Source organism: Pseudomonas sp. LBUM1653 (assembly GCF_059716115.1).
Genome location: NZ_CP166803.1, coordinates 4,354,751 through 4,379,042, shown reverse-complemented (window position 1 = coordinate 4,379,042; position 24,292 = coordinate 4,354,751). Strand labels below are relative to the sequence as shown.

The 24,292-nt window shown below is 59.5% G+C and carries 21 protein-coding genes and 1 pseudogene; 14 read left to right on the top strand and 8 right to left on the bottom strand.

All coding sequences use genetic code 11. The features are described from left to right. Position 1: 1 nt before the first annotated feature. From ACA054_RS19500 to ACA054_RS19470, 7 genes and pseudogenes are all read left to right on the top strand, one after another. Positions 2–166 (top strand): annotated as a pseudogene (locus ACA054_RS19500) (rubredoxin); the annotation flags it as partial. Then, on the top strand, positions 155–1,399 hold the full coding sequence (locus ACA054_RS19495; protein ID WP_497690341.1) for an FAD-dependent oxidoreductase: 1,245 nt from the start codon (positions 155–157) through the stop codon (positions 1,397–1,399). The pseudogene ACA054_RS19500 and the gene ACA054_RS19495, both read left to right, overlap by 12 nt. 10 nt (positions 1,400–1,409) lie before the next feature. Further along, a complete protein-coding gene (locus tag ACA054_RS19490) occupies positions 1,410–2,738 on the top strand; it encodes an NAD(P)/FAD-dependent oxidoreductase (RefSeq protein ID WP_497685717.1) in 1,329 nt (442 codons plus the stop codon). After that, on the top strand, positions 2,735–3,106 hold the full coding sequence (locus ACA054_RS19485; protein WP_497685716.1) for an ethanolamine utilization protein EutQ: 372 nt from the start codon (positions 2,735–2,737) through the stop codon (positions 3,104–3,106). Before ACA054_RS19490 ends, ACA054_RS19485 begins: the two co-directional genes overlap by 4 nt. 26 nt (positions 3,107–3,132) lie before the next feature. Then, positions 3,133–4,440 (top strand): MFS transporter, encoded by a 1,308-nt coding sequence (locus ACA054_RS19480; protein ID WP_497685715.1) that lies wholly within the window; start codon positions 3,133–3,135, stop codon positions 4,438–4,440. 225 nt (positions 4,441–4,665) lie between these two features. Further along, on the top strand, positions 4,666–6,360 hold the full coding sequence (locus tag ACA054_RS19475) for a BCCT family transporter (RefSeq protein ID WP_497685714.1): 1,695 nt from the start codon (positions 4,666–4,668) through the stop codon (positions 6,358–6,360). 242 nt (positions 6,361–6,602) lie between these two features. Then, a complete protein-coding gene (locus ACA054_RS19470; protein ID WP_497685713.1) occupies positions 6,603–6,869 on the top strand; it encodes a DUF2790 domain-containing protein in 267 nt (88 codons plus the stop codon). 53 nt (positions 6,870–6,922) lie between these two features. On the opposite strand, the gene ACA054_RS19465 is transcribed toward ACA054_RS19470, so the two are convergent. From ACA054_RS19465 to ACA054_RS19445, 5 genes are all read right to left on the bottom strand, one after another. After that, the gene (locus ACA054_RS19465; protein WP_497685712.1) at positions 6,923–7,870 is read right to left on the bottom strand and encodes a LysR family transcriptional regulator; all 948 of its coding nucleotides are present in this window, start codon (positions 7,868–7,870) and stop codon (positions 6,923–6,925) included. Between the two features lie 271 nt (positions 7,871–8,141). Beyond that, positions 8,142–9,092, bottom strand: a complete 951-nt coding sequence (locus ACA054_RS19460; protein WP_497685711.1) for an aldo/keto reductase — start codon at positions 9,090–9,092, stop codon at positions 8,142–8,144. Positions 9,093–9,123: 31 nt separating this feature from the next. Then, positions 9,124–10,584: an efflux transporter outer membrane subunit gene (locus tag ACA054_RS19455; protein WP_497685710.1), complete on the bottom strand. Its 1,461-nt coding sequence runs from the start codon at positions 10,582–10,584 to the stop codon at positions 9,124–9,126. Positions 10,585–10,603: 19 nt separating this feature from the next. Further along, the gene (locus ACA054_RS19450) at positions 10,604–12,103 is read right to left on the bottom strand and encodes a DHA2 family efflux MFS transporter permease subunit (protein ID WP_497685709.1); all 1,500 of its coding nucleotides are present in this window, start codon (positions 12,101–12,103) and stop codon (positions 10,604–10,606) included. Beyond that, positions 12,103–13,221, bottom strand: a complete 1,119-nt coding sequence (locus tag ACA054_RS19445) for an HlyD family secretion protein (RefSeq protein WP_497685708.1) — start codon at positions 13,219–13,221, stop codon at positions 12,103–12,105. The genes ACA054_RS19450 and ACA054_RS19445 overlap by 1 nt, the downstream gene beginning before the upstream one ends. 250 nt (positions 13,222–13,471) lie before the next feature. On the opposite strand from ACA054_RS19445, the gene ACA054_RS19440 reads away from it, so the two are divergent. The 7 genes from ACA054_RS19440 to ACA054_RS19410 all read left to right on the top strand — a co-directional run bounded on the left by ACA054_RS19440 (position 13,472) and on the right by ACA054_RS19410 (position 19,704). Then, positions 13,472–14,098 carry a TetR/AcrR family transcriptional regulator gene (locus ACA054_RS19440; protein WP_497685707.1) on the top strand — a complete coding sequence of 209 codons (627 nt, stop codon included), beginning with the start codon at positions 13,472–13,474 and terminating at the stop codon, positions 14,096–14,098. After that, a complete protein-coding gene (gene mug / locus ACA054_RS19435; RefSeq protein ID WP_497685706.1) occupies positions 14,091–14,609 on the top strand; it encodes a G/U mismatch-specific DNA glycosylase in 519 nt (172 codons plus the stop codon). The genes ACA054_RS19440 and mug overlap by 8 nt, the downstream gene beginning before the upstream one ends. Positions 14,610–15,032: 423 nt before the next feature. Continuing rightward, positions 15,033–15,509, top strand: a complete 477-nt coding sequence (locus tag ACA054_RS19430) for a hypothetical protein (protein WP_497685705.1) — start codon at positions 15,033–15,035, stop codon at positions 15,507–15,509. Between the two features lie 109 nt (positions 15,510–15,618). Continuing rightward, complete coding sequence (locus ACA054_RS19425; protein WP_497685704.1) at positions 15,619–16,176, top strand: polysaccharide biosynthesis/export family protein; 558 nt, start codon at positions 15,619–15,621, stop codon at positions 16,174–16,176. Positions 16,177–16,202: 26 nt separating this feature from the next. Continuing rightward, the gene (locus tag ACA054_RS19420; RefSeq protein WP_497685703.1) at positions 16,203–17,321 is read left to right on the top strand and encodes a hypothetical protein; all 1,119 of its coding nucleotides are present in this window, start codon (positions 16,203–16,205) and stop codon (positions 17,319–17,321) included. A gap of 20 nt (positions 17,322–17,341) precedes the next feature. Beyond that, entirely contained in the window at positions 17,342–18,904 is a 1,563-nt protein-coding gene (locus tag ACA054_RS19415; RefSeq protein WP_497685702.1) for a GumC family protein, read from the top strand. Positions 18,905–18,915: 11 nt separating this feature from the next. Next, the gene (locus ACA054_RS19410) at positions 18,916–19,704 is read left to right on the top strand and encodes a CpsD/CapB family tyrosine-protein kinase (RefSeq protein ID WP_497685701.1); all 789 of its coding nucleotides are present in this window, start codon (positions 18,916–18,918) and stop codon (positions 19,702–19,704) included. 580 nt (positions 19,705–20,284) lie between these two features. On the opposite strand, the gene ACA054_RS19405 is transcribed toward ACA054_RS19410, so the two are convergent. The 3 genes from ACA054_RS19405 to galE form a co-directional block, all read right to left on the bottom strand. After that, the gene (locus ACA054_RS19405) at positions 20,285–21,310 is read right to left on the bottom strand and encodes an IS110 family RNA-guided transposase (RefSeq protein WP_497685641.1); all 1,026 of its coding nucleotides are present in this window, start codon (positions 21,308–21,310) and stop codon (positions 20,285–20,287) included. Between the two features lie 714 nt (positions 21,311–22,024). Further along, positions 22,025–22,993: an IS110 family transposase gene (locus tag ACA054_RS19400; RefSeq protein WP_497690340.1), complete on the bottom strand. Its 969-nt coding sequence runs from the start codon at positions 22,991–22,993 to the stop codon at positions 22,025–22,027. Between the two features lie 268 nt (positions 22,994–23,261). Further along, positions 23,262–24,239 (bottom strand): UDP-glucose 4-epimerase GalE, encoded by a 978-nt coding sequence (gene galE, locus ACA054_RS19395; RefSeq protein WP_497685700.1) that lies wholly within the window; start codon positions 24,237–24,239, stop codon positions 23,262–23,264. Positions 24,240–24,292 lie beyond the last annotated feature (53 nt).

Sequence of the window (24,292 nt, the reverse complement as noted above, 5' to 3'; positions counted from 1 at the left end):
CATGTTCAAGACTTGGCTTTGCATTGTGTGCGGCCTGATTTACGACGAAGCACTGGGATGGCCGCAGGACGGCATCGTCGCCGGCACCCGCTGGGAGGATGTTCCCGAAGACTGGATGTGTCCCGAATGCCACGTTGGCAAGGCGGATTTCGAGATGCTCGATATCAGTGAGTATACCCCGGCGGCCACGGTCGCCAGCGTGCCGGTCAGTGCGCCGCCGCTGTCCGTTGCAGCCCCGTTGCCGCGTCAACCTATCGTCATTATCGGCAGCGGTTATGCCGGTTACGGCCTGGCCCAGGCGTTGCGCAAGGCCGATCCCAAGGTCGAGATCCGCGTGCTGACGCAGGAGTCCGGTCACCTGTACTCCAAACCCGCGCTCTCGATCGGGCTGTCCCAGGGCAAAAGCGCCGAGGCCTTGTCCGGCGAAACGCCGCTGGCCATCGAGCAGCGTCTGAACATCCGTGTTTATCCTCACTGCAAGGTGCTGGGCATCGACAGTTCGGCGCGCCACCTGCGCACCAGCTTTGGTGACATGGAGTACGGCCAGTTGGTCCTTGCCAGCGGTGCGCAACCGATTCGGCTGCCGATCCAGGGCGATACTTCAGCGCTGATCAGCGTCAATAATCTGCAGGACTACCAGCTGTTCCGTGAACGCCTGGGCGGCGTGCGGCGTGTCGCCATCCTCGGAGACGGTCTGATCGGCTGCGAGTTTGCCAACGATCTGGCCCACAATGGCTTTAGCGTCGATGTCATCGGGCTGGGCCGCTGGCCAATGGAGCGTCTGTTGCCCGCCGAGGCCGGGCAGGCGCTGCAGCATGCGCTGGGTGAACTGGGGGTGACGTGGCATCTGCAGAACACGCTGCAAGCCATCGAATCCAGCGGCCAGGGCTATCGCCTGACACTCGCCGATGGTCACACCCTCGAGGCTGATCTGGTGTTGTCCGCCGTCGGCCTGCGCCCCGACCTGAGCCTGGCCGAGAGTGCCGGCGTGGCGGTTGGACGAGGCATTCAAGTGAACGCTCAGCTTCAAACCTCTGCACCGGGCATCTACGCCCTCGGTGACTGCATCGAGATTGGCGGTCAACTGCTGTCTTATCTGGCGCCAATCAACCAGGGGATCCAGGCGCTGAGCAAAACCCTGCTCGGTCAACCGACAGCCGTCGACTACCCCTTGATGCCCGTCACGGTAAAAACCCCGGCCGCACCGTTGTGTCTGTTGGCGCCTGCCATCGCCTGCGAAGGTCAATGGCGCTGCACGCCGACCGAGGATGGCTTGAGCGCCGGTTTTTACGATGCCCAGGGCCAGCTCAATGGTTTTGTCCTGCTCGGTCGCCAAGCGCAAACGCAACGCAGCGCATTGCTGCAGTCCTGTCAGCACTCTCAGCAGGCTGTCGCCTGAGGCCAGAAACATGAAAAACACGATCAACCTGCCTTATGACGACGCGAGTTGCGGCTGGTATGCAGCGCTGCCTGAGCAACCGGCCTGCAAGCGCTTGTCCGGCGAACAGCGTGCAGACTTTGCCGTCATCGGAGCGGGCTTTGCCGGACTGGCCGCGGCCCGTCGCCTGGCTGAACATCATCCGCAAGCCCGTATCCTGTTGGTGGATGCGCAACGGGTCGCCCATGGGGCCTCGGGGCGCAACTCGGGGTTTGTGATTGACCTGCCGCACAAGTTCGCGCTGGAGCATCCAGACCCCGCGCACAAGCAGCGTTTGCTGTCGCTCAACCGCGCCGCGATCGCGCAGCTGCAGGGCCTGGTCCAAACCCATGGAATCGATTGCCAGTGGTCCCATGTCGGCAAATATCAAGGCGCCGTCGGCGAACGTGGCCTGGCCTACCTGGATCATTTCGAACGCCTGATGAGCGACCTCGGCGAACCGTTCCGCCGGGCCGATAGCGCCGAGCTGGCCAAGGTGTTGGGCACAGGCCACTATCGCGGCGCCATCTACACCCCCGGCTGCTACCTGATGCAACCGGCGGCGCTGGTCACAGGCCTGGCCCGAACCCTGCCGGCCAACGTCGAGTTGCTGGAAGAATCACCGATCCAGCGCCTGGAGCGCGACGGCCGTGGCGGCTGGATCTTGCAGGGTACCGCTGGGCTGATCCGAACCCCGCAACTGCTTTTGGGCACGAGCATTTTCACCCAGGAGTTCGGCTACCTGCGCAATCGCCTGTTGCCGGTCATGACCTTTGCCAGCTGGACCCGACCCCTGACCGATGCAGAGTTGGCCATCTATGGCGGGCAACTGGACTGGGGACTGACCCCGGCGGATCACGCCGGCACGACGGTGCGCATGACCCAGGACCGCCGCCTGATTATCCGCAACACCTACAAGCACGTGCCTAAATACGGTCGCAGCACCAGCGATGCCATGCGTACGAAAGTGCATGACGCGCATCGCAAGGCCTTCCAGGCGCGCTTCCCGCAGCTGGCCGAGGTGCCTTTCAGTCATACTTGGGGTGGTGTGTACGCCATCTCGCGTAACTTCACCAACTTTTTTGGCGAACTGGAAAACGGTGTCTACGCGTCGGCGTGCGACAACGGCGTTGGTGCCGCCTGGGGCACCATTTCCGGGATGATGCTCGCCGATCTCGCGGTGGGTGCCCCGTCAGCGCAGCTCAACGATATCCGGGCGGTGACCGGCATGCCATCGCTCAACCCGCCGGAACCCTTTCTGGGCCTGGGTGTTCGCTCGCGCATTCGCCTGGCGGCCTGGAACAGCCGGAGCGAGCTATGAGCCAGGCGGATAAAGGCAACCGCAGGGTAATGCGCATCGACCATCAGGACCTCGATTTTACCTTTCGTGGTGGCCCGCCAGGCGCCGCGTATGTGGCGCGAGCCATCAGCAACGAAGTCTCGCCGAACATCGGTGTGGGTTTTGCCCGCTGGGAAGGTGCGCAAGTGGCTTGGACGGTGCTGTACGACGAGGTGATTTTCGTGATCGAAGGGTGCTTCGAGTTGCAGGTCGGCGACGAGCTTTTTGCAGTCACGCCCGGCCAGTTGCTGTGGATTCCCGAAGGCACCCAACTGGTTTATGGCGGGCATGCGTTGTTCGGGTATGTCGTTCACCCGGGCAACTGGAAGCAGCTTCACGGTTTGGCTTGAACCGCAATTATCAAGGTGTCGGCACGGTGATAAGACTGACGAAAACGTTCGGCGCACTCTACCTCGCCAGCTTGCTGATGCAGCTGGGATCGACCTTGCTGATGACCTATCTGGCGCTGCGCCTCAATGCATTAGGCGCGAGTGAAACGGCAGGTGGCGCGCTGATGGCCGCCAATGCCCTGGGGATGGTGTTGGGTGGCTGGGTCGGGCGCAGCCTGATCTCGCAGGTCGGGCACATTCGCACCTACGCGGCCTGCGCAGCAACGATCGCGGCGGCGGTATTGGCCCACGAGTTCAGCACTTCCCTGGCTTTCTGGCTGGTGCTGCGGGCGCTGGTGGGACTGGCCATGATGTGCCAATTGATGGTGCTGGAAAGCTGGCTCAATGACCAGGCCCGGACCGAGCAGCGCGGCGGTGTCCTGGCGCTGTACATGGTCGCCAGCTACGTCGGCATGATGCTCGGTCAATTGGCCTTGAGTCTCGATGAGGGGCTGGGCATTCGGGTACTTTTGGCGGTGGCGATGGTATTCGCCCTGTGTTCGGTGCCGGTGGCGCTGACCCGCAGCGCGCATCCGACGGCGGTGCCCTCGACCTCGATTGACCTGCGCCTGTTCCTGCGGCGCATTCCACAGTCATTGGGGACGATCCTGGTGTCCGGCATGATCAATGGCAGCTTCTACGGCCTGGCTTCGATCTATGCGAGCAAGCAGGGATTGGGTACGGCGCAGGTTGGCCAGTACATGGCATTGACCATCGGTGCGGGGCTATTGGCGCAGTTGCCATTGGGCTGGCTCTCGGATCGTCTGCCCCGTGCGAGCCTGATCCGCGCGGTGGCGGTATTGCTGCTACTCATCAGCTTGCCGCTGGGGTTCGATCAAGCGCCTTCGTTCGCGACCTTGCTGTGGTTCGGTGCGGGCATCGGCTTTCTGCAGTTCTGCCTGTACCCGCTGGGCGTGGCGCTGGCCAATGACAACATGGAGCCGTCATTGCGCGTTTCGCTCTCGGGCATGCTGTTGATTACCTTTGGTGTCGGCGCCTGTTTCGGGCCACTCATTGCGGGAGCGCTGATGGAGGGCTTTGGCGCCTCCAGCTTTTATTTTTTCTATGCGGGCAGCGCAGCGTTGCTCGCCCTGTTCGTGGGGCAGGCGAAAGTCACGGGTAAACACCTGCAACAGGATGCGCCGCTTCATCACCCTTCGACACCCAACGGGATTGCCAGCTCCAGCCTGGTATCGGTGGTCGAGCCGATGAACCAATGCCCTGACAGGCGTGAACTGCAGGAGGGCGTGAGTCTCTTGTGCGAGCAAGGGACGGGAGCTGCGAAAGCTCGGTAGAAACAAGCGCTTTATTGCGCTGCATTGATGCGTTTTTCTCATGAGTCGGTGACGAAAAATGGTTTGAACGCTGGTCAACTTTCCACCATCTTGGCGATGCTGCCAAAGGCGCAATAGACCGGAATTAACCTGCAGATGAAAACCTCCTGGTGTTAGTCAATACCAGGCGATAAGCGTACTGCGGAACATATCCAAACCCTTAAACAAAAACAAAAGGGGAAAACAATGCGTGCTCAATCCGGCCTGTTGAAAGGCCTTAATCCGAATGTGACAGTGGCTTCCATATTGGCGGTCATCATATTTGTTGTATTTTGTGCATTTAAAGACGAGCAGGCGGCCAAGGCCTTTGAAATGGCTTCGGTGTTTATTCTGCACAACTTCAAGTGGTACTACATCGCCCTGATCAGCGGTGTGCTTGGGGTACTGCTTTATATATCGATCAGCCGTTTCGGTAACTTGAAACTTGGCACCGAACAGGATGTTCCCGAGTTCAGTTTCGCTTCATGGATTGCCATGCTGTTCAGTGCGGGAATGGGCATCGGACTGATTTTCTGGTCCGTGGCCGAACCCATGCTGCACTACGCCGACAACCCGTTTTCCAAGGGCTTGACGGACGAGTCGGCAACCCTGGCGATGCGTATCACCCTGTTTCACTGGGGCCTGCACCCGTGGGCGATCTTCTCCATGATCGGCCTGAGCCTGGCGTACTTTGCCTACCGTAAAGGGTTGCCGCTGGCCCTGCGTTCGCTGCTTTATCCGCTGATTGGCGATCGTATCTACGGCTGGATCGGCCATGTCGTCGATATCATGGGTGTGGTCATCACCGCCTTTGGTGTCTCCCAGTCGCTGGGTCTGGGCGTTGTGCAGATCAATACCGGATTGCATCAGGTATTCGGCATTCCGGTCAGTGTCGGGTTGCAGTTATCGATCATTCTGTTTGTCAGCATCATTGCTTGCATTTCGCTGTTGGCTGGACTGTCAAAGGGTATGAAGCGTATCTCCACGCTCAATATGTACCTGTCATTCATCTTGATGCTGGCCGTATTGGCTATCGGTCCGACCCGTTACATTCTCAATCTGATGTTTGAATCCACCGGCGACTATGTACAGAACATTGTTGGCCTGAGTTTCTGGATGGACACTCAAAAAGACAGCGAATGGCAAAACTGGTGGACAGCGTTCTACTGGCCGTGGTGGATGACCTGGGGTCCTTTTGTCGGTCTCTTCATCGCGCGAATTTCCAAAGGTCGGACCATCCGTGAACTGGTGATCGGGGCGCTGGTAGTGCCGACAATGGTGACCATCCTGTGGATGTCGGTGTTCGGTGGGGCGGCGCTGAAAAACGAACAGCAGGACAGGCAGGCCTACCAGGCGTCCGTCGCCAGCCAGGTGGTCACCCAGGAGCAACCGAAGTTCGAAGGCGGCACTATTTTGCTCGCCACCAAGAAAGAAACCACGGCGGCCATGTTCACCTTGCTGCAGTCGCTCGATGGCCAGGCCATTGGCGCCGCGCTGTCGATACTGGTCTGCGTATTGCTGGGTGTGCATTTTGTCACCACTGCGGATGCCGGAACCCAGGTTCTGTGCACCTTGTGTGCGTTGGGCAGCACCAATCCGCCGAACTGGATCAGATTGCTCTGGTGCATTCTGGAAGGTGCCATTGCCGCAGGGCTGTTGCTGGCGGGGGGACTCAAGGCCATTCAGATGGCGAGTATCGCCGCCGGTTTGCCGATCGCCATGTTGCTGCTGGTGATGTCCTATACGCTGATCCACAGCTTGCGCAAGGAGATGCCGAGCGTGCCAGCCTGGACGCCTGCGCTGGACCGGCTGCCGGAGCAGGAGCTTTCTCGACAACAGGGTCATGAAGCGCAATCGAACCTCGGTGCAAGTGCGCCCCTTACGACAACACCCGCCTACTGAGCCTCGCTGAGGCATCCGTGAACACACCGAAACCGTCTGCTCCTGACAGAGCTGACGGTTTCGGTTTGATGCCCTCCGTCAAATTCCGATCCCTCCATTCCTGCGCATTCTGTTCACAGTGTTTATCCGCCAGGACGCTGTTTGGCAGCGGGGCAACCCCCTAGCATCGTCTCTACCGACTGCACCCAGACCATGGGTTCCAGAGGTACGAATCAGCCCCCCTGAACGAGACGGTAAACCTCATGAAAAGAATCGCGATTTTCCTCGCCCTCAGTTGTATCGGTGCCCAGGCCTTTGCTGAAGAAAGCCAGGCCAAGACCTCGGCCAACAAGCCACCGATCGAGACCTACACCTACGGTTCGAAACTGGACATCAAGAAGGTCATTTCCGTGACCGATGTTGCGCCAGAGTGTGGTCCGGTGTCGGCGCAGATGACCTATGAAGATTCCCAAGGTCAGCGCCATGTCATGCAGTATCAAGTCATGGGCACCGGGTGCTCGAACGGTTGAGTACCGTGATGACGGTGGAGGGTCGACACTCCATCCGGCCAACGCGGGTGCACTCAGGCGCTTTCGGCGTATTTTGAAGAACGTGCAATTTTGTCATCGGTAGCCAGCAACCCGGGCAGGTAGTCCTTGAGGAACTCCACCCAGGTTTTTATTTTTGCATCGACGAATTTTCGTGAAGGGTAGATGGCGAACAGGTTCAACTCTTCAAAATGGTATTGCGGCAGTACCCGCACCAGGGTGCCTGCCTTGAGGCCGGCCACGGCGGACGCAATCGGCTGGATGCCGATCCCCATGCCCCGGGTGATGGCGACGGTCATGGCATCGGCGGTGTTGACGTGAAACGGCGACACCGGGGTGTTAACGGTCTCCACGCCTTCGGGACCCTCGAACACCCAGTGCTCGGCCGGCATGACCGTGTTGACGATTCTCAGGCAGTCATGTGTGCCAAGCGAACCCGGCGTGTCGGGTATTCCGCGTTGCTTCAGGTAGGTCGGCGAGGCGCAGAGAATGCTGTAGGTGATGCCCAGCCGCTGGGCGACAAAGCCTGAGTCGGGCAGGTCCCGCGCCAATACGATCGACATGTCATAACCTTCCTCCAGCAGATCGGGCAGCCGATTAGTCAGGGCCAGATCAAATAATACCGAGGGGTGTGTCTCGCGGTATTTGGCAATGGCGTCGATCACATAGTGGTTGCCGATGGCCGACATCGCATGAATCTTCAGGCGGCCCACGGGGGTGACCTGTGCGGTGCCTGCTTCCTCTTCCGCTTCTCGCAGCTCTTCCAGAATCTTCTCGCAGCGCTGCAGATAGCGCGTACCGGCCTCGGTCAACGCCAGGCGCCGGGTCGTACGGTTGATCAGCCGGGTTTGCAGGCGGGCCTCCAGACTGGAGACCGCTTTGGAAACGTTGGTCGTGGTGGTGTCCAGCAATTGCGCCGCTGCGGTAAAGCTGCCGCTCTGGGCGACCGCCATGAAAAACCGCATGCTCTGGAAAACATCCATCGTTGTCGCCTCTTGGGTTGAGCAAAAAAAGGACGGCACAGAACTGTAATGCTGTTCACTTAAGCGTGGGGTGCAAATGTGTGGCGAGGGGATTTATCCCCGTTCGGCTGCGAAGCAGTCGCAAATCCAAACAACGCGGTCTGTTTGAATGGACGCTGGGGGGCCGCTTCGCGGCCCAGCGGGGATAAATCCCCTCGCCACAGATTTCCTCCTCGCCTGAAATTGTCTTGAGTGAACAGCATCAGCTACAGGATCGTCCCCTGGAGACCTGTCATTTTTTGCGGGGGATGAATCCCGGTACTCCGGTTTCAACTACCGAATTGAAGCGTATCCGCGTTGTGATCTCTTCGCGAATTTCAAGCATGGCCCTGTGGGGTAGGGTGGTGATATCAAAGTTTTCCTGGATATGGCTCGGTGTCGCAGAGGTGGTCAGGAACGCGACACCACGCTGCACCGCCCAGGCCAGTGCCACCTGCGCCGGGGTTCTTTGCAAGTGCCGGGCGATGCCACTGATGACCTCGTCTTCCAGCACGTTCGGTTCCATACCATGCCCCAGCGGCGCGAAGGCCAGGACGATGATTCCGTGTTCTTTGCAGTAGTCCAGCAGCTCCCATTCCGGCAGGTAAGGGTGGGATTCGACTTGCACCACGGCGGGTTTGATCCGCGCCACGGCCACGATCTCTTTCAGCGCCTCCAGGGTGATGTCCGACAGGCCGATGGACTTGCAGCGACCTTCGTCCACCAGTTGCTCAAGGGCCCGCCAGGTGTCGATCAGGGTCACGTTGGAATCGTAGAGGACATGACCGAAGGCGTCCCTGGGGTCCTGGTCATCCCCGGCTTGAAAAGCGAAGGGTGTGTGGATCAGATAGCAATCGATGTAATCCACCTGCAGCCGTCGGCGACTGGCTTCAAAGGCCGGCAGCACCCGCTCGGGACGGTGGTTGGTGTTCCACAGCTTGGTGGTGATGAACAGGTCTTCGCGCCGCGCTTTGCCGGCCTCCATGAAGGCTTGCAGGGCAACGCCAACCATTTCCTCGTTGCGATAACGCTCGGCGCAATCGAAATGGCGGAACCCTGTTTCCAGGGCGTGGGTGATCGCCTGGGTGGTGACGCCAAGGTCTTTGAACAGGGTGCCGAAGCCCACGGCGGGCATCTTCCCCGAACCGTGATTGAGGGCAAATCGGGTATCGCGAAGTTCATCGTGAAAGGCTTCGTAGGACATGTCTTTACTCCAATTACCGAGGCGGCAGCCTCTACTGATACGAACGTTGTGGTGCTTCGCGACTGGCCAGCCGTTGCTCGAACACGCCGACGGAATTGCCGCCGAGGGCTACAAACAGCTGCACGGTGTCGAGGTACTGCGCGGTCTTGACCCGGATCTGGCCGAGCAGCGCCTGTTGGTAGGCCCGCTCGGCTTCGAGTACCTGGAGGATGCTGTTCTCGCCCTGGGCGTAGGCTTGCTGGTTCAGGCGCAAGCTGATTTGCGCGGCTTGCAGTGCATCCTCCTGGGCGCGCAATTCCTGCGCGTCATGATTGATCGCTTGCAGGGTGTCCGCGACCTGACCGAACGAGCTGATGACGGTCTGCTGGTAGCCGGCGAGCGTAGCGTTGTAACCCTCGACGGCGGCCTGGCGTTCGGCCTTGAGGGTTCCGCCGTTGAAGATCGGTCCGGCGATCCCTGCCGCGAAGCCCCAGAGCGCCGCGCTGCCATTGCCTGATGCGGCCTGGGCCAGGGAGGCGGACAACGTCACCCGCGGATAGAGATTGGCGGTTGCCACGCCGACGGCGGCGCTGGCGATGTGCAGCTCGGCCTCGGCCTGGCGCACGTCCGGACGGTCGTGGGCCATTTCCGAGGGCAGGCTGACCGGCACGTTCGACGGCAAGGCAAATTCGTCGAGATGAAAGTCCGGCGCGATCCAGTCAGCCGGGCCTTTGCCCGTCAGGATCGACAGCGCATGGCGCGCCGCATCCCGCTGCTGAGCCAGGGGCGGCAGCAACGTGCGGTCCTGGGCAAGCCGGGTTTCGGCCAGCGACACATCGATCTGCGTGGTGGTGCCATTGACATGGGCCGCGCGCACCAGTTCGAGGTTCTTGCTGTCGTTGGCCAGCAAGCTCTCCACGGCCTGCATCTGGGCATTGGCCGACGCCACCAGCATTGCCTGGCTGGCCACCTCGCCGGTCAGGGTCAGGTACGCCGCTTCGTAACGATGCTTTTGCAGATCGGTAAAGGCTTGCTGTTGTTCGACCACTCGCTTGTTGCCACCGAAGACATCCAGGTCGAAACCGACCCGTGGCCCGATCGCATAGAAGTTGGAGACCGAGGACTCCTTGGTGTTGTGCACACGTTGGCGACCCGCTGTCGCAGCGAAGTCGACCTGCGGATACAGCGCACCTTGCGCCGCAGCCACCGATTGCGCCGCCTGGCGGATCGTTGCGTCGGCGGCGACCAGCTCCAGGTTGCCGTCGATGGCCCGGTGCACCAGCTGATCGAGCTTGGGCGAGCCAAAGGCGGACCACCATTTTCCGCGGAATTTGTCGCCCAGGGCAATGCGCTGCGAACCGCCTTGGCCAAGACGCTGCTCGGCCTGTTGATCGTAGTGCTGCGACTTGCTCGCCGCCGGCGTTTCAAAGTCAGGGCCGACGGTGCAGGCAGTGAGCAATACCAGCGCCGACAGTGCCGCGATTTTCGTTGGGAACAGATGACTGGATTTCATTGCGCAGACTCCACGAAAACTAGTTGGCCGGTATCGGCTTGCGAAGAAAGACAACCAGCGGGCTCACCACCAGCATCGCCACCAGCAAGATCTTGAACTGGTCGACAACGGCGATGAACGCGGCCTGGTGGGTGATCATGTGGTTAAGCCCTTCCAGTGCCGGCAAGGGCATCGATGCCGTGCCGAAATGGGCGGCGGCGCGATAGGGCGTCACGTTGCTGACCAGCGCCAGGTGCATCGCCTGGGTATTGTTGAAGAAGAAAATCTGCACGATTGCCACGCCCAGGGTGCTGCCGTAGACACGGGAAAGATTGAACAGACCGGTCCCTTCCGGGCGCAGCACGGGGTCGAGGGTGCTGAACGCCACCTTGGTCAGCGCCGGCATCAACATGCCGAAGCCGATCCCCTGAATGGCGCCGGAAACCGCAACCGGCGACCAGTCCATCAATGGCGAAAAGCCGAGCATCAGCCAGTTGGCATAGATCACCAGCGCCACGCCTGCCGCCACGAACAGCCGGCGGTCGAAACGCTCGGGCACCCGCCCCATCAGCACAAACGCGCCCACCAGCCCAATCCCTCGCGGGATGGTCAAGGCGCCGGTGGTGTCCGGCGGGTAGCCGAGAATTTCATCGAGCATCGGCGAGGTCAGCGCCATGGTCGACAGCAGCACGAAACCCACGGCGAAAAAGATGATGGTCGACAGCACGAAATTGCGATCGCTGAACAGGCGTTTGTTGAGAAAGTGCGCCTTTGAGGTCAATACGTGCGTCATGAACAAGTACAACCCCAGCCCACTGGCCAGTGCCTCGACCCAGATTTCCGGCGAGGCGAACCAGTCCAGGCGTTCACCGCGGTCGAGCAGCATCTGCAGGCTGATCAAGCCCAGGGTGAAGCTGCCGAAGCCGAAGAAGTCGAAGGACGGCGCCTTCTCGGCTTTTTTCTCCGCGAGCAAAAGGGCCACGACCAGGAAGATGTACGCCGATAACGGAAGGCTGATGTAGAAGATTGGCCGCCAATCGAAATGCTCGGCGATCCAGCCGCCGATGCTTGGGCCGCTGACGATGCCCAAGAGCACGATGGCGGTCCAGGTCGCGCCAAATTTCATGCGCTTCTCAGGCGCCAACGTTTCCATGGCAATCGCCATCGACAGGGGCGCCAGCACGCCACTGGCCAGGCCCTGGACGATCCGTGCGCCGATGAATTCAAGCGGCGTCGTGGCCACCGTCGCGAGCAACAAACCGAGGACGAAGAAGGCCAGCGCGGCTTGATAGACAAGCTTCAAGCCAAAACGCCCGGCAAGCCACTGGGCGATCGGCAGGGTGATGGCGCTCGCCGCGTGGTACGCCGTGAAAATCCAGCCGGCCTGGTCGTCGGTCATCGACAGGCTGCCTTGAATCAGCCGCAGTACCGCATTCGGCAGCGGCAGGTTCGCCGACTGCATGTAAGTCGCGAGCAGCACCGCCAACCTGAGCGAGCGCGCACGACCTGCGTCCGGGGATGTCTGTGCTTGGCTGTTCATCAGAAGTTACCTGCGGTCAACAGCGACTTGAGTGGGTGCCACCACGGTGTGCGATAGCCGGTATCGACCTTGACCGTGGCGCTGGTGCCGGAAAACAGCGGCAGGGCAGGGTCCGCGTCATCCAGTTCGAGGCGAACCGGTACCCGCTGGACCACCTTGACCCAGTTGCCGGTAGCGTTTTCCGGGGGCAGCAAGGCGAAGTCCGACCCGGCGCCGGGGCTCATGCTGGTCACGTGGGCCTTGAACACGCGCCCGGGGTAAGTGTCGATGCTGATGCTCGCTTCCTGGCCCGGACGCATGTGCGTGACCTGGGTTTCACGGAAGTTGGCCTCGACCCAGATCTCATGGTCGGAAATCAACGCAAAGGCTGGCGCGCCGTTGTTGAGGTAGTTGCCTACCTGCAGATCGTCGACCTTGGCAACAATGCCGTCGGCCGGTGCATAGACCGTGGCGTAGGAAAGGTACAGCTGCGCTTCGTCAAGCTGCGCCCTGGCCTCACGCACCGAGGGGTGACTGTCGGCCTCGATGTTCGGGTTGCCGTTCAAGGCCACGACGGTGCTGGCGATCTGTTGTTCGATCGAGGCGATGCGTTGCCGCGCAATCTTGAGGTCGGTTTCTGCGCGCTCGTAAATGGCCCGGGACACGAACTCGGTCGCGACCAGCGCTTTCTTGCGGGCAAATTCCTTCTGGTCGAAATCCGCCGACTCTTTGGCCGATTGCAGTTCCGCCTGCTGTTGGCGGTAGCTGGCCTTGAGTCCATCGATGCGCAGCCGCGCGACACTCAGTTGCGCTTGCGCACGATCGATCGCGATCTGCAATGGCTTGGGGTCGAGGCGAAACAGCACCTGGCCCTTGCTGACCTTTTGATTGTCTTCGACCGCAATGTCCACGACCTGCCCGGCAATCCGTGCATTGACCGAGGCCTTGGCCACCCGGGCGTAGGCGTTATCGGTGGTGACGAAGGGCAAGCCCGCCACGTAGTACGCATAGCCAACGGCGGCGAAGAGGGCAGGCAGGCCCACCATCAGCCAGGGCCGTAGCTTCTCCTTGAAGGGTTTGTTGATCGGTGATTGGGCCTCATAAGCCTGCGAAGCCGCGATGTCGATTTGTTGAGTCATGATCGAATGCACCTTTAACCGGGAAGGCGGGCCTGCAGCAATCGCCTGGCGCCGACATCAATGAATGTTGTGGAAAAGCAAACCCGCAGGCGCTTGGGAGGATCGCTCCGCCGCCTCTGTTTCGTCGCTGCAACACCCGGTTCGAGCTGCGCTTGAACAAACATGGATCAAGGAATTTGTGGTTCCTTATTTTTGTGCGATGGTGTAAAAATATCCCCTCATCCACCTTCCTGCAAGGATTTTGTACGACATGGCACAAAACAAAGTGACAGCGGGCAAAGGCCGCGGCCGGCCCCGTGCGTATGACCCGCAGACGGCGCTGCAACAAGCGCTCGGTGTGTTCTGGAGCACCGGCTATTCCGGCGCCTCCCTGGACAGCATCGCCACGGCGGCCGGGATGAATCGCCCCAGTCTCTATGCGGCCTTCGGAGACAAACACGCCCTGTACATCAAGGCGCTTGAGCAATATTGGGAGTTTGCCGCCGCCGACATGCAGGCCGCGCTGACCGATAGCGAACTGACGTTGCGCCAGGCACTGATGCGCTTCTACGAGGGGCAGTTGTCGATCTACTTCTCGGGCGACGGCCAGCCACGCGGCTGTTTCGCCATCGGCACGGCGACCACCGAGGCCGTCGAGGATCAGCAGATCCGTGAAGTGTTGAGCGATCGCCTGAGCAGGCTGGATGCCGATCTGGAGGCGCGTCTGCGAACGGCCATTGCAGCCGGCGAGTTGAAAGACGATGTCGATGCAGGGGCACTGGCAGTACTCGCTTCATCGCTGCTGCACAGCATTGCGATCCGGGCGCGGGCCGGCAAATCCCGTGCAGAGTTGACGGCGCTCGTACGCAACGCGGTCGGTGTGATCTGCGGTGAGTGAGGGGCTCGACGATATTCTGGCGCAACAACTGGACGTGGTTTTTTGTGGCATCAACCCAGGCGTGACTGCTGCGGCGCAGGGCCACCATTTTGCCGGTCGGGGCAATCGTTTCTGGCGCACCCTTTATCTCGCCGGTTTTACGTCACAGCCACTGCTGCCGGAGCACGACCAGCACATCTTGCGCTATCGCTGTGGTTTGACGGCCGTGGTCCAGAGGCCGACGGCGCGGGCGGATCAGCTGTCGGCCCATGAGTTTGTCGCGGCCGCAGCGACTTTCGAACAAAAGATCGCCGGTTTATCGCCGCGCTTCGTGGCGTTTCTCGGCAAGGCGGCGTACTGCGCCTTGTCCGCTCAGCGCGACGTTGCGTGGGGGGCGCAGCCGAAAACCTTCGGCAATGCCGCGGTCTGGGTCCTGCCCAACCCCAGCGGGCGAAATCGCGCCTTTACCCTTGAGCAACTGGTGGGTGCGTACCACCAGCTATATGTGGCAGCAGGCGCGCGCCTGTTTTAGCGCGAGAGCGCCAGAAAAGCCGCGCTGGCGCACCAAGGTCGCGCCTTACGCTGTTTTCCCGCCGTGGATGTCGCTCGCCCGGACCTGTCCGCTGGCCCCTCCGGGGTGGCGGCCGGCCATCCTGTGCGATGCGATCAACGCAACGCTCGGCGGCATCTTCATTGCATTGTTTTGCTTGTGCAATGGGTGATTTGACAGCGTTTTTATCAGAGGCGACTGCACGCATAAACACTTGCTGTCTCTGACAAGTCACTTAGGCTCGTTGTGGCGTTTTTTTGACGTTATCCGGCGGCGTTTTATATTTCTATTTATTATTGTGACGTGCTATTGACGTACTGGCTATCTGCTTATAGGCTCCATTTAGCCTGATTCAGATTTCTTCAACCGACCAATTGCAAACCCTCAGCGCAGGGAGGCGGTTATATGCGGACGACAGTTTTCATTAAGTTGATTGTGTTATTTGCGACTCTGAATGGAGTAGCCGTTTCCAGTGCCCAAGCCGCCAATTTGCCCTATGAAATTAGTCGCATAAGTAGTGCTTGCGAGGGTCCACGGGCTCAAGCTGCCGTGGCTTCGACCGACGGCACCACTGCTGCGACAGCGAGTCTTGGCAAAGACCCTGGTGGATCTTCGCTAGATGCCAAAAGTGCCCAATTTACCAGCTCTGATAATGGATCCGAGTCGGGAGCAAATGCTTCCGTCAATACTTCAGCGTGCGACGGATTAATGACGGAAGTTGCCAAACAGCAGTTCGTGATTGATCCAGTGGACAAGGGACTGACTGGCGAATCGGCGTTCAACGTCAGTCAACCCAATGCAGTACCGGTATCTGCGGTTGTATGGTTATTCTCTTCCGCACTATTGGGTTTCATCGTTGTCGCCAACCGGCGCAAGATCTAACTGTCAGTTTCCCGAGACAGTTTTTTCTTGCGGATGTTACAGGTTTAAAGAGGTCGCTGATTGTAAGGGTTGATCTCGTTAGATGTGCTATCCAGGCGGAGGGATTCAGATGCTGCGTTTACTGTTACCTGCACTGTGTGCGTTGGCTATTGTGCCTAACATGGCCCGCGCCGCCGAAGAAAAAGCCTATCTCCTGAATTCGGGAGATATTATCGAAGTGTCCGTTTGGGGCGAGCCCCGGGAGAATAGAGAGCTCGTACCTGTGCTACCCGATGGCAACATTACTTTGAAGCTGGCTGGGCAAGTCAAGGTCAAAGGGTTTGATACGGCTCAGGCCGAAAAGGCCATCACTGAAAAACTCACAAAATATTATCCCGATCCGGTGGTCAGCGTTGTCGTCACGGAGGCCAAGGGCAATGTCGTCTTTGTCCAGGGCAAAGTACTCAAGCCTGGCAAGGTGCAGATGAACGGTGAGACCGATGTACTGCAAGCCTTGAGCGAGGCCGGCGGGTTGGACAAGTTCGCGGACAAGGACGATATCAAGGTCTTGCGTCGCGAAGGGAAAACCCAGAAAGTACTGCTCGTCAACTACGGCGATCTGACTGCCGGACATGACATGTCCACTAACATTCAACTTCAGGCCGGCGATACGCTGGTCGTTCCCTGACATTGCGCGATGCATTAAGGATTATCTTGCGTTCATTGCAAACAACCGGAGTGGTGATGGCAATATTGACTTTGCCATGTTCCGGCATGACTTACGCCGGCACCTGGCAGTCGGCAGTTGCGCTGCCCATGACCGTCGAGCACGACAGCAATCCATTGCTCTTGACGACTGACGAGAAAGCGGTCACGCGAACGATCATTGCCCCCGATTACACGCTGGTGGGTAATTTTGATCGGGATCAGTGGAATTTTGGCCTCGGTGTCAATGTCGAGCGCTCGTCCGACACCGACGTCGTGTCCGATCGAGAAGATCCGAGGCTGTCGTTTGGCTGGCAGCGCGAGACCGAAAAGGGGGGGTATGGGCTCACGGCGCGATACATCGAGAGTTCGACGCTTTCCACTGAAGTCCAGGAGACCGGTGTAACAGACTCGACCGATGGCACGCAAAAGCTCTCGAACATCGGCGGTAACTGGCGAAGCGCGGTGACCGAGCGCAGCACCCTGGTCAACGAAATCGACCTCACCCATGTCGAATACGACACCGCCTCGCTGACCAACTACGATGAGCTGACCAACCGTTTGAGCTGGCTTTATCAATGGAATGAGCGGGTCGAACTGTTCACCCGTTTCGAAGCGACGCGCTATGAGCCCAAGGACGAGACCACCCTTGGCTCCTCCAACAGTTACACCCAAGTGGCCGGCGTGAACTTCCAGATCTCCGAGAAGTTTACGGGGTCGGTGTACGGCGGCGTCAACAAGGTTTCCGACAGCGACGGTGGCCCCACCGGCCAGGGTGGCGTGAACCTGCGATACACCGGTGAGCGTGTCGAGACCAGCGTCGACGCCAGTCGCAGCACGATCGCGAACGGGGAGAACGGCCTGATCGAATCCGATGAGCTACGGGGTACCTGGAGTTATCTGCTCGACGAGACCAGTCGTGTCGGTCTTGATGGCTCCTGGCAAGAAACCAAAGGGGACGCGCCCAGTACTTTTCGCCGATACGGCGCCTGGGCGAGTCGGGAACTCTCGCCTTTTTGGCTTGCACGCCTATCCTTCACCTACAAAGAGCGCGAGCGAGATGGCTTGCCAAATGCCGATGCCAACATCATAGGGATGACCTTGATCTATAGTCACCCCGACTTCTGACCTTCAGCAGCGTGGTATTTATGTCCTCTGAATACGAAATGTCGGTCAACGACTACATTGCAGTAATCAAGCACCGGGCCTGGCTGTTGATTGTGACGGTGGCCGTGATAATCGGGGCGGCTGTATTGGTGGCGACGTCCATGCCACCGATCTATCAGTCGTCCGGGACTATCCTGGTCGAGTCGCAGCAGATTTCACCGGACCTGGTGGCGGGGAACAACAATACCTTCGCTGACGAGCGCATTGAGGTCATCCGCCAGCGCGTGATGACCCGCGAGCACCTGGAGGCAATCATCAACAAGTACAATCTTTTCGAAACGGGCAGCCGGCACCTGACCCTGACCGAAAAGATCGAGGAGATGCGCAATTCGATTTCAGTCGCCCTGGTCAGTGCGGCGGTAAAGGGGCGAGGCGAAGTGACGATTGCCTTCCGCCTTGCCTTCGAGCACAGGGAACCGGAAGTCGCGAACGAAGTGGCCAACGAACTGGTTACGCTGTTTCTCAACGAGAACATCAAGCAGCGCACCGAGCGCGCCAGTGAAACCACTGAGTTCCTGACCCAGGAGGCGAACAAGCTGCGCACCGAACTGGAAGTGCTGGAGAACAAACTGGCGGACTTCAAGCAGGCCCATGGCAACGCGCTGCCCGAGCATCAGGAGCTGCGCATGAACATGTTGTCGCGCTCTGAACTCGAACTCAAGGATATCGACCGGGACTACAAGGCGACCAACGAAGAGTTGCGCTTCCAGGACCTGGAGCTGTCGGCGGCCAAATCCGGTCTGCCGATCAAACAAGGCACGTCGGGTGCGGTTGTTGAACCAGTGCAGGATCTGCCCAGCCTCAAGGCAGAGTACGCCCGGCTGCTGACGATCTATACAGAAGCCCACCCGGATGTGCGGGCCGTCAAACGCAAAATTGCCGCACTGAAGGCAACCGAAGGCCGCGGCGGTTCCGTCGCACCGGTCAGTCTCGAGGTTGCAAGGGTCCAGACACGCATTGCCGCCTCGGAACAGCGCATGAGATCGCTGGCCGGGCAGAAGCAGGAATTGCTCAAAAAGATCGAGACCCTGGAGAGCCAGATTCTCGAAGCGCCGCAAGTGGAACGCGGCTTGGTCACGCTAATGCGCGACCATGAAAACGCTCGCAAGAAGTACGAGGAAATTCGCACCAAGGAGATGAGTGCAAAGATTACCGAAAGCCTGGAGCAGGAAAACAAAGCCGAGCGTTTTGTGCTGCTCGAGGCGCCGCTGATGCCCGAAAAGCCGGTCCGGCCGAACCGTAAGAAAGTGATGGCCCTGGGCTTTGTCCTGGCGCCGGTAGGGGCGGGTGCGCTGGTGATGCTGCTCGAGATGCTGAGTCAGCGGGTGCGCGGTGTCGACGCACTGACCAGTGTGCTGGGTAGACGCGTACTGGTTGCCATTCCCTACATTCATACCCAGGCGGAACTGGCTCGCCGCAAACAGTGGCGAACGATACTGGTGCTCTGTGGCGTCGTGATGATCGTGGTCTCTCTGGTGCTCCTGCACTTCTTCTACATGCCACTGGATCTGCTGATGTTCAAAGCTCTGGCGCGGTTTGAATAAGGAATAATGCGATGGAAATTATTAAGCCACCTCTGGGAAAAAGCGAACAGCAGCCTTCGTCAGGCCTGGTGATCACATCAGTCGGACAACCTGCACCGCTCAATGCGCTCAGTTACGTGCAAACCAAGGTTGTACCGTTGCGGGCAGAGCACCTGGAGCGCCATCGCATTGTCGCCTACAACAAGAATTCGAACATGGGCTGGGCGTTCGATCTGCTGCGTTCCCAGGTCCTCAAGGCCATGGAGGAAAATGGCTGGCGCACGCTCGCCATTACCTCGCCGACGCCTGAGGCGGGCAAGTCGGTGTTGGCGATCAACCTGGCCATGAGTATCGCGCATCACACGACCAAGACGGCGCTGCTGGTGGATTTCGATTTGCGTTGTCCCAAGGTGGGTAGCTACCTGGGGCTGCCGATGGAAAAATCGCTCAATGAATTGCTGACCAACGAAGCAGAACTGCAAGAGGTGCTGGTCAATCCGACCTTGCCGCGTTTTGTGGTGCTGCCGACGCGCGAACCGATTCCGCTCTCCACTGAGGTGCTGTCCTCGCCAGCGGTGGGCGAGTTGATCGTTGATCTGCGCGAACGCTACAACTCTCGCATCGTGATCTTCGACTTGCCGCCGGTGCTGAGTTCGGACGATGTGATTACCATTCTGCCCAAGTTTGACTGCGTGTTGCTGGTGGTTGCCAACGGCATGAACACCAAGAAAGAGATCGAGGAAAGTCTGCATCATTTGGGCAGGGCGAATCTGATTGGTACGGTGCTGAACAAGTCTGGGCCGGCGAAACGGCCTTACTAGGCGGAGCTGGTTTGTAGGGTCGCCGCATCGCAGCGATGGCGGCCTTATAGCCGACCAGTCTCTCGCGGCTGTACCCGATCTACTGTGGGAGCTGGCGTGCTAGCGATGGCGGCCTAATAGCCGACCGATCGTTCGCGGCTGTACCCGATCTTCTGTAGGAGCTGGCTTGCTAGCGATGGCGGCCTTATAGCCGACCAGTCGCTCGCGGATGTACCACGATCTACTGTGGGAGCGAGCTTGCTCGCGAAGGCGGCCTGACATCCGACCTGTTGTTTGTTGAGCGCGTACATATCCATTCCTGCGGTAACGGCCACCTATGGTTTCGCTCTTACATCTATGGTTACCCCCTTTTCTGCAATACTGTTTTTGATGCGTGTTTGGCTTGCTTTCATCTATTCGGCGTCTGAGTGGGGGTGTCGCCCCGCGCCTCGATGAGAATCGATGCCCAACGATCCTTATTAGCGAGACGGCCTTTCAGCCGTGTAAGAGCCCAGGGTTGTCGTCAGGCCGGTTGGCCGTTCACGTCATCAGTTATCCAGCATCGCAAAACCAGGTGGGTGGTGCTCGGGTGACAGCAGGGTCAGGCGTTCATCGCGCTTGGCCCTGCATCGAATTCAGTATGGTGTGCCGCAATCGCCCAGGCGATCCTCGCCAGCTTGTTGGCCAGCGCGCAAACCACGTGGTTGGAATGATGGCGGGCCAGTAGCTGCCGGACCCAGTCCGCCAGCCAGCCTTTCTGGTGGTCCAGATGCATCAGGTACACCCGGGCGCACTGGACCAGCAAGCGTCGCTGGTTGCGATCTCCGCGCTTGCTGATGCCCAACAACACGCTCTTGCCACCCGTGGAATGCTGCTTGGGCACCAGGCCGATTGAGGCCGAGTAGCCTCGGCCGCATTTGAACTGTTTGCCATCGCCCAACTCGGCGGCCAGGACGGTGGAGGTGATCGGGCCGACGCACGGCATGGTCATCAAGCGAGATGCCAGATCATCTTCAGCGGCCTGGCATTGCAACTCCTTGTCCAGCGACTTGATCTCCTCTTCCAGATTCTTGAAATGTCGATACAGCCTCGTCAGATTTTTTTTGAAGGGCTCAGACATTGAACTCGCCTCAAGCAGCGCCGGCAGAGTGTTGATCGATTTGAAGCCGGGGGCCAGGCTGACGCCAACCTCCAGAAGGGCTGCATGAATCCGATTGGCGGTTGCGGTGCGATCCTTGATGAACGCATCGCGTATCGAGTTGGACATGGCCAGCACCTGCTGGGTCTGGGTTTTGGGCGGCACAAAGCGCATCGTCGGGCGAGTCGCTGCCTCGCAGATCGCTTCGGCATCGGCGAAGTCGTTTTTGTTGCTTTTCACGTAGGGACGTACAAGATGAGGGGCAATGAGCTTGGGTAAATGTCCAAGCTTTGCGACCTCCTGTGCCATGAAATGGGCTCCGCCACAGGCTTCCATCACCACGGTGCAAGGCTCGACATTTGCCAGATGCTGGATGAGCGCGGTACGCGTAAATTTTTTGCGGTAGAGCTCATGCCCGCGATCATCTTGAGCATGCAAATGAAAGGTGTGTTTTCCCAGGTCGATGGCGGCAATAGCTACTTTGTTCATGGCAATGGTCTCCGGTGAGCCCCCGGTGAAAGCTTAGTGGGCGATCACCGGGGGCGGCGGGGGTAGCCATTTCATTAGTGAGTCACTTGGAAGAGCCCCAAGTAACCAAGGGCTCTTGCCCCTGGCGTTCGGTGCCTCGCTAATGCTCGGCATGCCCTCGCTCCGGTCCTGCTCCGTGGGCCCGCCGCGATGGGCCATCCTTGGCCCAGCGCGGCTAACCCGGCATCCATGCCGGTTTACCCACTGCGCAGAACCTCCACTCGGCCTCTCGATGTGGCAAGAAAATCAAAAGCCAAAACAAAAGCGAGGCGGCCTACGAGCCGACCTGATTTTGCGGGTGTACCCGATTCCCTGTAGGAGCTGCCGAAGGCTGCGATCTTTTGATCTGGTTGTTGCTTGGCTTGTGCTGTTGCTGTTCGCCGCACCGCGCTACGCGCCCACCCCCGGCTGAACGCCGGAACGAGGCCTCCCGAAGGGGCCGGCAGATCAAGATCAAAAGCTGAAGGCGAGCTAACGCTCGGCCTGATGAGTGGTGAAGAGCGGAGGGTGTACACCGACCCACTGTGGGAGCGAGCCTGCTCGCGAAGGCGGCCTGCCAGCCGACCTGAATCTGGCGGATGTACTGGGTCCCCTGTGGGAGCGAGCTTGCTCGCGATGGCGGCTTGGCAGCCGACCAGTCGCTCGCGGATGTACTCGATCAAACTGTGGGAGATTCTATGGTTGAGGGGAAGCCCTCAAACCGCCTTTAGATTCGTATTCGCTCTGGTTTTTCAGCAGGGCGAATACGACTCGGGCCAGCTTGCGAGCCAGTATCACCAAGGCCTGGGTGGTGCTGAAGCCTCGGGCTCTTTGCTCTTCATAGTAGGGTTTCCAAGCCGCTGTACGACTCGCAGACATGGCAGCGTTGTGGAGCAGCCGACGAGCCTCTCCATCCCCGCGCTTGGTCAAACAGGGGCGTCCTTGTTTCTTGCCTGATTTAGCCACCCTCAAATCCAGTCCAAGAAAGGCGATGAAGGCATCGCCACCACCAAATTCACCCCGCTGGAAAGACGCCAGCAGCCGAGCTGCAGTCAGAAAGCCGACACCTTCTATCTTCATGCAGCGCTTGAGTTGATCCATCAGCCCGGCTTTTTCCAGAAGGGTCTTGATCATCTTCTCAAGCAGGGCTTCGAGTCTTTGCATCGAGCGTACCTGGGCGGCAAACGCCGTTTTCAGCAGCGGTTCATTGGCCCAGCTTTGCGCCAGGCCGGTACGCGCCTGAACCAATGCCGCACGCCGACGGAACAAGCTCAGGAGCTGACGGTAAAGCGGCGGTGGAGGCGTCCATGGACGCAGTTCCTCAGCCTCGTTTTTCAGGTAACGGGCCAGCAGACGAGCATCGATTGCGTCAGTCTTGGCGCGGATTTTCACCCCTTTGCGATAGTGACTTAGTTCAAAGCCGTCGACCATGTAAACGTCGCAGCCGGCTTCATAGGCCAGATCGACGAACACTACGTGATAAATATTGGTGGCTTCAATGGCGATGGCTGCGCTTCCCGATAACGCTTTCAGCCACTTCTTGATGGCTGTCTTGTTGTTGGGAATGGTCTCAAGCAGATCGAGTTCGGCGCGATAGATCACCAGTTCATCCTTGGCGACGTCCACACCTACAATCGGTTTGGTGACGAGAACCTGCATTGCCATCGAATATCCTCCGGGATAAAGTTTGAGCACTTGTTGGGGTCACCCAGAGGCGCAGGCTTGTTTCTATCGTCGGTCGAACCAGAAGCATTCTTTATCGGCGCTTGGGTGAAAGGAGGAGGGGCGAAATCTCCCACGGTCTGTACTGCTAGTAACAGTCAGAATCTGGCTTTGTCCCTCCTCCCCCCTTCAAGTCCTACCATACAAGCTGGCTTGCCAGCGAAGTCGGCCTCCAAGCCAACCTGGATTCTGTTGACTAAACACGCCGCCTTCAATGCCAGGGATACTTCTTCTCCCACGCCCAGGCATGCGCCACGATCTGTTCCAGCGTGGCGTACCGCGGCTGCCAACCCAGCAAGTTGTTAGCCCTTCGCGCATCCGCCACCAGCCGTGGCGGGTCGCCTGCTCGGCGTGACGCTTCACTGATGAAGATGTCCCGGCCGGTCACGCGGCGTGCCGTGTCGATCACTTGCTGGACCGAGAAGCCTTGGCCATTGCCGAGGTTGAAAGCCGTGCTGGCACCTCCCGCCAATAAATAGTCCACGGCCAGCGCGTGAGCGGCCACCAGGTCGACAACGTGGACGTAGTCGCGAATACAGGTGCCGTCCGGCGTGTCGTAGTCAAAGCCATAGACGGTGATGGTCTTGCGCCGTCCGGAGGCGGCCTGCAGGATCAGCGGCAGCAGGTGGGTTTCCGGTTCATGGCGCTCACCCAACTGTCCATCGGGGTCCGCGCCGGCGGCGTTGAAGTAGCGCAGGCACACAGACTTGAGCCCGTAGGCGCGGTCGAAGTCTTCCAGCATCTGCTCCACCATCCACTTGGTGCGACCATAGGGGTTGATCGCGGCCTTGGGGTGCGCTTCATCGATCGGCACATACTCCGGGTCGCCATAGACGGCGGCGGTCGAGGAAAAGATGAAGCGTTTGACCCCGGCGCGCACCATGGCCTTGAGCAGTGTCAGGGTGGCTGCCAGGTTGTTCTGGTAATACTTGGCCGGTTCAGTAACGGACTCGCCCACCTGGATGAAGGAGGCGAAGTGGAACACGGCATCGAAGTGGTGAGTGCCGAACAAGGCGTCCAGCGCCTGGGCGTCGGCAATGTCGAGCTCGACCAGTATCCCGCCCAGCACCGCGCTGCGATAGCCCGTGGAAAAGTTGTCCGCCACCACCAGTTCGTGCCCCGCGCCAAGGAGCTGCTTGACCATGTGTGAACCGATGTAGCCTGCGCCGCCAATCACCAGAAATTTCATGCAGCTCTCCTTGACATCGTTGCGGTGTCAGCGCGAGGCGCCTGACCCGTCCT

What these genes read in the sequence shown, in the direction of transcription:
- ACA054_RS19475 (WP_497685714.1), top strand. Translation starts at nt 4,666, where the DNA reads ATGCGTGCTCAATCCGGCCTGTTGAAAGGCCTTAATCCGAATGTGACA.
- galE (WP_497685700.1), bottom strand. Translation starts at nt 24,239, where the DNA reads ATGAAATTTCTGGTGATTGGCGGCGCAGGCTACATCGGTTCACACATG.
- ACA054_RS19450 (WP_497685709.1), bottom strand. Translation starts at nt 12,103, where the DNA reads ATGAACAGCCAAGCACAGACATCCCCGGACGCAGGTCGTGCGCGCTCG.
- ACA054_RS19440 (WP_497685707.1), top strand. Translation starts at nt 13,472, where the DNA reads ATGGCACAAAACAAAGTGACAGCGGGCAAAGGCCGCGGCCGGCCCCGT.
- ACA054_RS19490 (WP_497685717.1), top strand. Translation starts at nt 1,410, where the DNA reads ATGAAAAACACGATCAACCTGCCTTATGACGACGCGAGTTGCGGCTGG.
- ACA054_RS19485 (WP_497685716.1), top strand. Translation starts at nt 2,735, where the DNA reads ATGAGCCAGGCGGATAAAGGCAACCGCAGGGTAATGCGCATCGACCAT.
- ACA054_RS19465 (WP_497685712.1), bottom strand. Translation starts at nt 7,870, where the DNA reads ATGGATGTTTTCCAGAGCATGCGGTTTTTCATGGCGGTCGCCCAGAGC.
- ACA054_RS19445 (WP_497685708.1), bottom strand. Translation starts at nt 13,221, where the DNA reads ATGACTCAACAAATCGACATCGCGGCTTCGCAGGCTTATGAGGCCCAA.
- ACA054_RS19470 (WP_497685713.1), top strand. Translation starts at nt 6,603, where the DNA reads ATGAAAAGAATCGCGATTTTCCTCGCCCTCAGTTGTATCGGTGCCCAG.
- ACA054_RS19400 (WP_497690340.1), bottom strand. Translation starts at nt 22,993, where the DNA reads ATGGCAATGCAGGTTCTCGTCACCAAACCGATTGTAGGTGTGGACGTC.
- ACA054_RS19460 (WP_497685711.1), bottom strand. Translation starts at nt 9,092, where the DNA reads ATGTCCTACGAAGCCTTTCACGATGAACTTCGCGATACCCGATTTGCC.
- ACA054_RS19425 (WP_497685704.1), top strand. Translation starts at nt 15,619, where the DNA reads ATGCTGCGTTTACTGTTACCTGCACTGTGTGCGTTGGCTATTGTGCCT.
- ACA054_RS19410 (WP_497685701.1), top strand. Translation starts at nt 18,916, where the DNA reads ATGGAAATTATTAAGCCACCTCTGGGAAAAAGCGAACAGCAGCCTTCG.
- ACA054_RS19415 (WP_497685702.1), top strand. Translation starts at nt 17,342, where the DNA reads ATGTCCTCTGAATACGAAATGTCGGTCAACGACTACATTGCAGTAATC.
- ACA054_RS19430 (WP_497685705.1), top strand. Translation starts at nt 15,033, where the DNA reads ATGCGGACGACAGTTTTCATTAAGTTGATTGTGTTATTTGCGACTCTG.
- ACA054_RS19455 (WP_497685710.1), bottom strand. Translation starts at nt 10,584, where the DNA reads ATGAAATCCAGTCATCTGTTCCCAACGAAAATCGCGGCACTGTCGGCG.
- ACA054_RS19495 (WP_497690341.1), top strand. Translation starts at nt 155, where the DNA reads ATGCTCGATATCAGTGAGTATACCCCGGCGGCCACGGTCGCCAGCGTG.
- ACA054_RS19405 (WP_497685641.1), bottom strand. Translation starts at nt 21,310, where the DNA reads ATGAACAAAGTAGCTATTGCCGCCATCGACCTGGGAAAACACACCTTT.